Below are 11,257 nucleotides of genomic sequence, written 5' to 3' on the forward strand. Positions count from 1 at the left end.
CTTCCGGAAGCGAGCCCCCTCATGTACCTGATGCAAAGAACCGGTTCTCCGGTCGCGGCAATCCGAGATGTTCGCGCAGCGTCGTGCCCTCGTATTCGCCGCGGAACAGGCCGCGGCGCTGCAGTTCCGGTACCAGCCGTCCGGTGACATCGAGGAGACCCTGCGGCAGATAGGGGAAGACGACGTTGAAACCGTCCGAACCCTCCTCGTCAAGCCAGCGCTCCATCTCGTCGGCGATGCTGGCCGGCGTGCCGACGAAGGCAAGGCCGGCATAGCCGCCGTAGCGTTGCGCCAGCTGGCGCACCGTCAGATTTTCTTCGGCGGCAAGCTTCAGCACCTGTGCCCGACCGGTCTTGCTGGCATTGGTGTCGGGAATATCGGCCGGCAGCGGTGCGTCGGGATCGAAGCCCGAAGCGTCATGGCCGAGCGCGATCGAAAGCGAAGCGATGGCGCTGTCGTAATGCACCAGACTGTCGAGGGTGGCGCGTTTGGCGCGGGCCTCCTCGATGCTGTCGCCGACGATAATGAAGGCGGCAGGCAGGATCTTCAGATGCTCGCGGTTGCGGCCGATGGCTTCCATGCGGCCCTTGATATCGGCATAAAGCGCCCTGCCAGCGGCAAGATCGCGCGGCGAACAGAAGACCATCTCGGCGGTCTCCGCGGCAAGCTGGCGGCCGGCGTCCGACTGCCCGGCCTGGACGATGACTGGCCAGCCCTGTGGCGGCCGGGCGATATTGAGCGGCCCGCGGACGCTCAATTCCTCGCCCTTGTGGCCGAGCACATGCATCTTTTCCGGATCGAAGAACAGGCCGCTCTCACGGTCGCGGATGAAGGCATCGTCGGCGAAACTGTCCCAGAGCCCGGTTACCACGTCGTAGAATTCCCGGGCGCGATGATACCGCTCGCCATGCTCCACATGTTCGTCAAGGCCGAAATTAAGCGCGGCGTCGGGGTTGGACGTCGTGACGATGTTCCAGCCGGCGCGGCCGCCGCTGATATGGTCGAGCGAGGCGAAACGACGGGCGATGTGATAGGGTTCGTCGAAGGTGGTGGAGGCGGTGGCGACGAGGCCAATGCGCTCCGTTACCGCTGCCAGCGCCGAGAGCAGCGTGAGGGGCTCGAAGGAGGTGACCGTGTGGCTGCGCCTGAGCGCCTCGACCGGCATATTGAGCACGGCAAGGTGATCGGCCATGAAGAAGGCGTCGAATTTCGCCCGTTCCAGCGCCTGCGCAAAGGACTTCAGATGGGCGAAATTGAAATTGGCGTCGGGATAGGAGCCGGGATAGCGCCACGCGCCGGTATGCAGGCTGACGGGACGCATGAAGGCGCCGAGGCGCAACTGCCGTGGGGTCATGACTTTCCTCATGGATCAGGCAAGGCGGCCGCCCTGCCCCGCATTGGGCGTTCTGTCTGAAGCCGCTGCAGCGACGCATCGGATATCGGTTACGTAGGAACTCGACGAACTCAAATCGAGGCCGGCTCCGCTAATTTCCGGTAGCGATTTCGGTGCTTCTCCGGCCGCGTTTTCGCAGAACCGCCCGTCTGAGACACTAATCGCGGCAGCCACAAGCCCATAAGCAAACACTTTTTATTTTCTATCACATCTATAGAATTTGTACTCTTATCTCGACGCTCGATTTCTTTCACCGATAGGGCCGTCAGAAATGGAGACATCGATGAACACCGTGCTGAGGCAAGCAGACCAGATCCGGCCCGTGGCCGACCGTATCGGCAGCGACGAGGAGGCGATCGCCACTGCCCGCAGACTGGCGGTGCAATTTGCCGCGCGCGCCGCCGAGCGTGACGCAGAGCGGATCCTGCCGTTTAGCGAACTCGATCTCATCGCCCAGTCCGGCCTTCTGGCAATCACCGTGCCCGCGCAATATGGCGGCCTCGACATCTCCAACGCCGTGCTTGCCGAGATCACGGCGATCCTTTCGGAGGCGGACGGCTCGATCGGCCAGATCCCGCAGAACCATTTCTATATTCTCGAAGCGCTCAGAACCGACGGCGGCGAGGATCAGCAGCGTTATTTCTTCGGCCGGGTGCTGGCCGGCGACCGTTTCGGCAATGCGCTTTCCGAGCGCGGCACCAAGACCGTCGGCCACTACAACACGCGCATCACCCGTGACGGTCCGGGTTACCGGATCAACGGCCGCAAATTCTATTCGACCGGCGTCCTCTTCGCCGACTGGATCACCATCTTCGCGCTCGATCCGGAGGACCGGTTGACCATGGCCTTCGTCCCGAAGGGCACCGAAGGTGTCGAGATCGTCGACGACTGGGACGGTTTTGGCCAGCGCACCACCGGCAGCGGCACGACCATCCTCGACAATGTCTATGTCAGCGCCGATTCCGTGGTCTTCCATCACAAGGGCTTCGAGCGGCCGACGACGATCGGCTCCGTTGGTCAGATTATCCATGCCGGCGTCGATCTCGGTATCGCACGGGCGGCCTTTGCCGAAACGCTGGAATTCGTCAGGACGAAATCGCGCCCCTGGATGGATAGCGGCCTTGAGCGTGCCTCAGACGATCCGCTGACGATCGCCAAAGTCGGCCAGATCGCCATTCGCCTGGAAGCCGCAACGGCTCTCGTGGAGCGCGCCGGGCACAAGGTCGATGCTGCGCAGGTCGAGACGACGGAGGAAAAGGTGATCGCAGCGACGCTGGCGGTTGCCGCCGCCAAGGTGCTGACGACCGAAGTGGCGATCGAGGCCGCGAATACGCTCTTCGAGCTTGCCGGAACTTCGTCGGTGCAGGCGAGCCTCAACCTCGACCGCCACTGGCGCAATGCCCGCACCCATACGCTGCATGATCCCGTGCGCTGGAAATATCACGTCGTCGGCAACTACCATTTAAACGGCGTAACGCCGCCGAAGAACGGCGCGCTCTGAAATCTCCCAGTCTTCCAACCGAAAACCCCACCGCCGGGGCCGGCAGTGGTGTTTTTTCTTTCGATGAAAGATGGCCGCCTCAGCTATAGAGGCTGACCTCCGGTATCTTGTCGTTCAGCACGAATTCACCGACTTCCTTCGCCTTGTAGAAGACCGGATCGTGCAGCGTATGGGTGCGGACATTGCGCCAGAAACGGTCGAAACGGTATTTGTCGGCCGTCGAGCGCGCGCCCGTCAGCTCGAAGACGCGCGAGGTGATGTCGAGCGAGACATGGGTGGCGTGGACCTTGGCGGCATAGGCTTCCGCCGCCGCCTCGCCGCGCTCGCGCGCCGTCACATCTCGGCCGCGGGCAAGGCCCGCCTGCACGGCGGCTGCCGCATTGTCGGCAAGGGCCGCCGAGGCCTTCAGCGCGGCGGTGAATTCGCCGACGCGTTCGAGGATATAAGGATCATCGGCCGCCCGCTCGACACCCGAGGTGATCCATGGCCGGGTCGTGTTGCGGACATAGTCGACGGCAGCCTGCAGCGCGCCTTCCGCCGTGCCGAGATAAAAGTTGACGAAGACCAGCTGGATGAACGGCGTATTGAAGGTCGACAGCACCGGAGGTGCTGCGTCGGGTGCAGCCGGCGCGCCGACGAAATCCTCCTCGTAAACGGGGAAATCATGAAATTCGACGCTGCCGCTGTCCGACAGGCGCTGGCCGATATTGTCCCAGTCGTCATTGGCGACGTAACCTTGACGATTGGTCGGCACGGCGAAGCCGGCGATCTTGTCGTCGAGTGTCGCATTGGCATTGATATAGTCGGAGACCCGAGCTGCCGTGGAAAAGGACTTGCGTCCGTTCAGCACATAGCCATTGCCGCGACGGGTGAGCACCAGCCCGGGATCGCGCGGATTGACGGCGGCCCCCCAATAGAGGTTCCTCGCGACCGTATCGCTGCCCAGCGCATGGGCCCGCGCCGGATCAAGCGCCCAATAGATGTACTGGCTGTTGACATAGTGGTAGCCGAGCAGCTGGCCGATCGAGCTCTCGCCACGGGCGAGAATGCGCACCAGCTTCAGCCCGTCGACCCAATCGAGGCCACCGCCGCCGATTTGCGTGGGATGCAGCGCATTGAGCAGCCCGGCATTCTTCAATTTGACGATCTCAGCGAGCGGCGGACGGCCTTCGCGGTCGAGGTCTGCCGCGTGCCGCGACAGGTCGGCAGAGATCTCCTCGGCACGGGCAAAGAGGTCTTCGCGTGTCGGGTTTCGGCTGGCCGCGAAGATGACATTGGATTGGCTCATGGGCGGAACTCCAATTCTCCAAAAAGATGATCCGGCGGGAGCCGCACGCTTCCACCGCAAGGATCGAAGTGCAAGGTCTCAGAACAGCTTGTCCGGGATCCAGCTGGCGGTCGCCGCATCGCTGGTGCTGAAGGCCGGGATCTTTTCGGCCAGTTCCTCGATCGTCTTGACGCCGGCCGCACGCAGGCTTTCCTGCGTCAGAAGCGTCGGCTTCACGGTGATTTGGTGGGGAACCGTCTGTCCGGCGATTTCGAGTGCTGCGGCGCGAATAGAGACGGCGCCGACGACAGCAGGATTGGTCGCGACGGTCGCGACCCAAGGGCTGCCTTCCTCGGTAATTTCCTGGATATCGGCCGTCGAGACGTCGGCCGAATAGATCTTGAGCTTGCTTGCTAAGCCGAGATCGTTGGCGGCGAGCTTCACGCCGCGGGCGAACTCGTCATAGGGGGCGAAGACGACCGATATATCGGGATTGGCGGTGAGCACGGCCTTCGCCTGATCGGCGGTCGAAGTGGCCGTCGTGTCGCTGACATTGCCGAAACGGGCCTTTTCGACCACGCCTTTATTGTCCGACTTGAACTTGTCCCAGACTTCGTTGCGGCGGTCGAGTGGCGCAAAGCCCGCGACGTAGACGTAGCCGGCGCTGAAGCTGTTGCCGTTGTCCTTCACCACCTGCTCGAGCGCCAGTGACGCGAGTTCGTGATCGCTCTGCTCCACCTGCGGAATCTTGGGGTTGTTGAGGTTGACGTCGAAGGCCACGACCTTGATGCCCTTGTCGAGCGCCTGCTGCACGACGTCGCCGAGCGATTCCGACAGGCCGTGGTCGATGACGATGCCGGAGACGTCGAGATTGATCGCCTGCAGGATCTGCTCGCGCTGCTCGGCGGCATCCTGCCGGCCGGGGAAGATGCGCAGGTCGATATCCAGCGCCTTGGCCTGGGCTTCAGCCCCTGCCTGGTAGGCCTGGAAGAAATCGCCGGCCGAGATGTAGCTGATCAGCGCGACCTTGACGCCGCCCTTGTCGAAAGGGGCAGGAGCGCCGGACAGACCATCGGCTTTTGCGCCTTGAATGAAAATGAACGGAATGACGGCGGCAGACAGTGCGAGCCGTGCGAGGGATTTCATTGTCGCGTTCCTTTTAGCAATCGGGAGCGTCGTCTGACAGGTTCGGCAGCCCTCGCGACGCATCGGATTATTAGATATAATCTCTATGTTTTTAGTAGAGTAAATGATCCGATTTTATGGGCCATGGGAGATTCTTTGTTTCCCGAGGGCAGTTCGCCGGGGAAAGGCGTGCCTGGAGTTCGACCGCCCGGACAGGGCACACTCCGGCTTCGATTGCAGTCCCGGACCTTTGTCGATGCCGCTTCTTCACGTTGAAAATGTTACCCGCAGTTTCGGGTCGACGCGGGCGCTTGCCGGCGCTGATTTTTCTATGGAACGCGGCGAGATCATGGCGCTGATGGGCGCAAACGGTGCGGGCAAATCGACGCTGGTCAAGATCCTCTCCGGCGTGCTTCCGGCTGATGGCGGCACGGTCAGCCTCGATGGCCGCCCCTTTGCGCCCCATAGCCCGGCCGAAGCGGCAAGGGCCGGTGTCGTCACGGTGCATCAGTCGACGGATCTCGTCGGCGCGGCCGGTCTGACCGTTGCCGATACCCTGCTGCTCAACCGGTACGCCGATCGCAGCACACCCTTCTTCGTCTCGCACGCCGGCATCCGCCGCGCCGCGCAGGCAATGCTCGATGTCGCTGGCTTCACGCTGCCGCTCGACCGCGATTTCGGCACTCTCGCCAGCGCCGACCGGCAACTGGTGGCGATCGCCCGCGCGCTTGCCAACCGCGCCGACCTGCTCATCCTCGACGAGCCGACGGCAAGCCTTTCCGGAGAGGAAAGCCGCCGCCTCTTCGATATTCTGCTTGGGCTTCGCCAGAAAGGCCTGGCGATCCTCTATATCTCGCACCGCACCGGCGATCTCGAAGCGATTGCCGACCGCGCGCTCGTCATGCGCGGCGGCCGCGTCGTCGGCACCTTCGCGCGGCCGATCGATTTTTCGAGCGCCATCGAAACGATGATCGGCCGCAGACTGGATGCGGCGCGGCCGGATGCGCGTTCCGCGACCGGCCCGGCGATCTTCGAGATGCGAGATGCCAGGCTGCTCACTAAGGCCGCCTCCTTCGATCTGTCACTGCACGAGGGCGAGGTGGTGGCGGTGACCGGTGTGCTCGGCGCCGGCAAAAGCCGGTTGCTCCAGGCGATCTTCGGCGTGACGGCGCTTGCCGGCGGCCAGATGTTCCTCGATGGCCGGCTTTATCGGCCGAAAAGCCCGGCTGAGGCAATTGCGGCGGGTGTCGCCATGGCCGCCGAAGACCGTCACCGTTCCTCGCTAATGCCGCCGGCATGGCCGGGCAATTCACTGTCGGCGACGATCAGCCTGCCGCATCTTGGCAAATGGTATCCGCGCGGTTTCCTTATCGGCGGCCGTGAACGACGCGAGGCCGAACAGGCGATCACTCGTCTCGGCATCAAGGCCGCGGGTCCGCTCGCCTCGATCTGGTCGCTCTCCGGCGGCAACCAGCAGAAGGCGGTGATCGCCCGCTGGGAGGCGGAACCGAGCCGGCTGCTGCTGCTCGACGAACCTTTCCAGGGTGTCGACGTCGGCGCCCGTCATGACATCATCCGGGCAATCCGCGCCCGCAGCGACCGGGCGACGCTGATTGCGACCTCCGACCCGGAGGAGGCCTATGAGGTGGCAGATCGCATCCTGGTCATCGACCGCCACGTGTTGATGCCCGCTGCAGGCGGAATTGCCGCTCCTTCCGCCATCCAGGGAATATCCGCATGACGACGATCGATGACGACACTCTTCCACAGGCAAACACCCGGTCGAAGGCATCGCCGCAAGCCGATAGCGGTCGTCTTGCGGCTCTCGGGGCATTTCTCCGGGCGGGCGCGGTGTTCATCCTGCTGGCACTGCTCATCGTCGGCTTCACCGTCGCCGAGCCCGCCTTCATCAATATCGCCAATCTGATGAGCATCCTGCAGGCGGTGTCCGTCGTCGCCATTCTCGGCGCCGGCGTTACCGTCACGCTTGCCGTCGGCGGTTTCGACCTGTCGATCGGCGCGGTCGCCGCATCGAGCGTGATGGCGGCGAGTTACGCGATGATCGTCTGGGGCCTTGATGCCTATGCGACGGTGCCACTGGTGCTCGCCTTCGGCGCCCTGGTCGGCCTCGTCAACGCCGTTCTCATCGTGCGCCTGAAGGTGCCGGATCTCTTGGCGACACTGGCGATGATGTTTCTGCTTTCCGGCCTGCAGCTGATCCCGACCGCCGGCCGGTCGATTTCATCAGGTCTCACCCTGCCCGACGGCTCGAAGGCGACCGGCGCTTACGACCCCGCCTTTTTGTTGATCGGCCGCTACAGCATCCTCGGCACCCTGCCCGTTTCCGTGGTGCTGATGGCGGTGGTCGCCATCGCACTCTTCATTCTCACAGAACGCACCCGCATCGGCCGGCTGCTGTTTGCGACCGGCGGCAACGAGGTAGCGACCCGGCTTGCCGGCGCCTCGACGGTGCGGCTGAAGACGCTCGCTTATGTTCTGTCGGGCACACTGGCATCGCTCGGCGGCATTGTCATCGCTGCCCGCGTCGGGCGCGGTGATATTTCCTCCGGCGGCTCGCTGCTGATGGATTCGGTCGCCGCCGCGTTGATCGGCTTTGCCGTCTTCAACCTGCGGCGTCCAAACGTGCTTGGCACCATTGCCGGCGCCGTCTTCGTCGGCGTGCTGCTGAACGGCCTCACCATGCTGAACGCTCCCTACTACACTCAGGATTTCGTCAAGGGCGCCGTGCTCGTCGGCGCCTTAGCGCTGACCTACGGCCTCGGCCGCAGCAATCCCTAATTCCAAGGAAGAAAGACATGACCCGCGAAATCAGGCTGAACGCCTTCGACATGAATTGCGTCGGACACCAGTCGCCAGGGCTCTGGCGCCATCCGCGCGACAAGTCCTCAACCTACAAGGATCTCGACTACTGGGTGCATCTGGCAAAGACGCTGGAGCGCGGCAGGTTCGACGGGCTGTTTATCGCCGACGTGCTCGGCGTCTACGATGTGCTGAACGGCAATGTCGATGCCGCACTTCGCCATTCGGCGCAGGTGCCGGTCAACGATCCCCTGCAGCTCATTCCAACCATGGCCTACGAGACCGAGCACCTCGGTTTCGGCCTGACGGCGTCGCTCTCCTTCGAGCATCCCTATACCTTCGCCCGCCGCATCTCGACACTCGACCACCTGACCAAGGGTCGCGTCGGCTGGAATATAGTCACCTCCTATCTCAACAGCGGCGCGCTCAATATCGGCCAGCCGGCACAGACGAAGCATGACGATCGCTACGACCTCGCCGAGGAATATCTCGAGGTCTGCTACAAGCTCTGGGAGGGAAGCTGGGAAGACGGCGCCGTCGTCCGTGACCGGGAAAGCGGTATCTTCACCCATCCCGACAAAGTCCACCCGATCCGCCATTCCGGCAAGCATTTCAACGTGCCCGGCATTCACTTGAGCGAACCCTCGCCGCAGCGCACGCCGGTGCTCTACCAGGCCGGCGCCTCCAACCGCGGCAAGGATTTCGCCGGCGCCCATGCCGAATGCATCTTCGTCGCCTCTCCATCGAAGGCGGTGCTGAAGCGTTACGTCGCCAATGTCCGCGAGGCGGCCGAACGCGTCGGCCGCAACCCGCGCGAAATCCTCGCCTTCAACCTGCAAACGGTGGTTCTCGGCGAGACCGATGCGGAGGCGCAGCGGAAGTTCAACGAATACCGCAAATATGCCTCCTTCGAGGGTGCGCTGACGCTGATCTCCGGCTGGACCGGCATCGATTTCGGCCAGTTCGGGCCGGACGAGGTGCTGCGGCACCGCCATACCAATGCGGTGCAATCGGCCATCGAGACCTTCACCACCATCGATCCCACCAAGGAGTGGACGGTGCGCGAAATGGCCGACTGGGTCGGCATCGGCGGTTTCGGCCCTGTTTTCGTCGGCTCGCCGCAAACCGTCGCCGATTTGATGCAGGAATGGATCGAGGACACCGATGTCGACGGCTTCAATCTTGCCTATGCCGTGACGCCCGAGAGTTTCGAGGATGCCGTCGATCTGCTGGTGCCGGAACTGCAGAAGCGCGGCGTCTACAAGACCGACTACGCCAAGGGAACGCTGCGGGAAAAACTTGGGCGGGCGGGGCCGCGGCTCGTCGCGCCGCATCCCGGTGCCGCCTATCGCAATTTCTTCGGCGAGCCAGCACGTGTCGCGGCCAACGGCTGAGCCAATAATGGCTGGGTGACAAAAAATATCTCGCCCAGTCCAACCATTCGAATCTAACCTCTATGACGATTTGCATTTCGTCCTGAATATGAGCACCCGAATTTCACCGATCAGGAGGGGTCATGACCATATCATCTATCTCGCGGCGCACGCTGATGAAGGGCACCGCCCTGCTGCTGGCCTCGACGGCGCTCGCCCGACAGGCACTTGGGCAGGCCGCGCCCGGCGGCGGCCGGCTGATCGTTGCCGCCGATTCCGAGCCGAAGAACCTCAATCCCGCAATCGTTGCCTCGAACGGCGTCTTCTTCGTCGCAAGCAAAGTGATCGAGCCGCTGGCCGAAGCATCGTTCGACGGCAAGGACGGGCTTTCGCCGCGCCTCGCCACCTCCTGGGAGGGTTCGGCCGACGGCCTTTCCGTCATCTTCAAGCTGCGCGATGGCGTCACCTGGCACGACGGCAAGCCGTTCACCTCGGTCGATGTCGCCTTTTCCGCGCTGAACATCTGGAAACCGCTGCAGAATCTCGGCCGCCTGGTCTTCGCCAATCTCGAAGCCGTCGACACGCCTGACGATTACACCGCGATCTTCCGCTTCTCCAGGCCGACGCCGTTCCAGCTGATCCGCAACGCGCTGCCTGTCGTCACCAGCGTCGTCGCCAAGCACATTTTCGACGGGACCGATATCGCCACCAACCCGGCCAACAACACGCCGATCGGCACCGGCCCCTTCAAGTTCGCCGAACACAAACCCGGCGAATATTACCGGCTGACGCGCAATGAGAATTACTGGGACAAGGAGCAGCCGAAACTCGATGAGATCGTCTTCCGCGTGCTGCCCGATCGCGAAGCAGCGGGCTCGGCGCTCGAAGCGGAAGAAATCCAGCTTGCCGCCTTCTCGGCTGTGCCGCTGGCCGATCTCGACCGTATCTCGAAGGTCGCCGGCATCAAGGTGATCTCGAAGGGCTACGAGGCCCTGACCTACCAGCTCGTCGTCGAGATCAATCATCGCCGCAAGGAGCTTGCCGATCTCAGGGTGCGCCAGGCGATTGCGCAGGCAATCGACAAGAAATTCGTGGTCGACACGATCTTCCTCGGCTACGCCGCCGCCTCCACCGGTCCCGTGCCGAAGAATGCGCCGCAGTTCTACACGCCGGATGTCGCGGCCTATGATTTCAACCCTGCCGCCGCCAACAACATCCTCGACAAGGCAGGCTACAAGCAAGGGGCAGACGGCAACCGATTCACGCTGAAGCTTCGCCCCGCGCCCTATTTCAACGAAACCCGCCAGTTCGGCGATTACCTTCGCCAGGCGCTGGCGGTGATCGGCATCAATGCCGAGATTGTCAATGCCGATGCGGCCGCGCACCAGAAAGCTGTTTATACCGATCACGACTTCGATCTTGCCGTCGGCCCGCCGGTCTTCCGCGGCGATCCGGCGATCTCCACCACCATTCTCGTCCAGTCCGGTACGCCAGCCGGCGTGCCCTTCTCCAATCAGGGCGGCTACGTCAATCCGGAACTCGACAAGATCATCCAGCAGGCATCCGAAACCATCGACACGGCGGCGCGCACCGATCTCTACCGCAAGTTCCAGCAGTTGGTCGTCGCCGACCTCCCGCTGATCAACGTTGCGGAATGGGGCTTCATCACCGTTGCGCGCGACACCGTGCTCAACGTCTCGAACAACCCGCGCTGGGCCGTCTCGAACTGGGGCGATACCGCGCTGCAATCGTGATAGAATCGGCAGCAATTCTCTTTC

General features: G+C 63.1%; 8 protein-coding genes. 5 read left to right on the top strand and 3 right to left on the bottom strand.

All coding sequences use genetic code 11. The features are described 5' to 3' along the window. Positions 1 to 19 precede the first annotated feature (19 nt). On the bottom strand, positions 20 to 1,354 hold the full coding sequence (locus N1937_RS27540) for an LLM class flavin-dependent oxidoreductase (RefSeq protein ID WP_260060153.1): 1,335 nt from the start codon (positions 1,352 to 1,354) through the stop codon (positions 20 to 22). A gap of 322 nt (positions 1,355 to 1,676) precedes the next feature. Between N1937_RS27540 and N1937_RS27545 the strand changes: the two genes are divergently transcribed. Next, positions 1,677 to 2,894 (top strand): SfnB family sulfur acquisition oxidoreductase, encoded by a 1,218-nt coding sequence (locus N1937_RS27545; RefSeq protein WP_260060154.1) that lies wholly within the window; start codon positions 1,677 to 1,679, stop codon positions 2,892 to 2,894. A gap of 79 nt (positions 2,895 to 2,973) precedes the next feature. On the opposite strand, the gene N1937_RS27550 is transcribed toward N1937_RS27545, so the two are convergent. Both N1937_RS27550 and N1937_RS27555 read right to left on the bottom strand, forming a co-directional pair. Further along, a complete protein-coding gene (locus N1937_RS27550) occupies positions 2,974 to 4,182 on the bottom strand; it encodes an acyl-CoA dehydrogenase family protein (RefSeq protein WP_260060156.1) in 1,209 nt (402 codons plus the stop codon). A gap of 78 nt (positions 4,183 to 4,260) precedes the next feature. Beyond that, entirely contained in the window at positions 4,261 to 5,307 is a 1,047-nt protein-coding gene (locus N1937_RS27555; RefSeq protein WP_170260248.1) for a substrate-binding domain-containing protein, read from the bottom strand. Positions 5,308 to 5,542: 235 nt separating this feature from the next. Between N1937_RS27555 and N1937_RS27560 the strand changes: the two genes are divergently transcribed. From N1937_RS27560 to N1937_RS27575, 4 genes are all read left to right on the top strand, one after another. Then, complete coding sequence (locus N1937_RS27560) at positions 5,543 to 7,027, top strand: sugar ABC transporter ATP-binding protein (RefSeq protein WP_260060159.1); 1,485 nt, start codon at positions 5,543 to 5,545, stop codon at positions 7,025 to 7,027. Continuing rightward, the gene (locus N1937_RS27565; protein WP_260060160.1) at positions 7,024 to 8,085 is read left to right on the top strand and encodes an ABC transporter permease; all 1,062 of its coding nucleotides are present in this window, start codon (positions 7,024 to 7,026) and stop codon (positions 8,083 to 8,085) included. Before N1937_RS27560 ends, N1937_RS27565 begins: the two co-directional genes overlap by 4 nt. 17 nt (positions 8,086 to 8,102) lie before the next feature. Then, a complete protein-coding gene (locus N1937_RS27570) occupies positions 8,103 to 9,500 on the top strand; it encodes an LLM class flavin-dependent oxidoreductase (protein WP_260060161.1) in 1,398 nt (465 codons plus the stop codon). A gap of 122 nt (positions 9,501 to 9,622) precedes the next feature. Continuing rightward, on the top strand, positions 9,623 to 11,233 hold the full coding sequence (locus tag N1937_RS27575) for an ABC transporter substrate-binding protein (RefSeq protein ID WP_260060162.1): 1,611 nt from the start codon (positions 9,623 to 9,625) through the stop codon (positions 11,231 to 11,233). The last annotated feature ends 24 nt before the right edge of the window (positions 11,234 to 11,257 follow it).

The organism is Rhizobium sp. WSM4643 (assembly GCF_025152745.1).
GTDB classification, from domain to species: Bacteria; Pseudomonadota; Alphaproteobacteria; order Rhizobiales; family Rhizobiaceae; genus Rhizobium; species Rhizobium leguminosarum_I.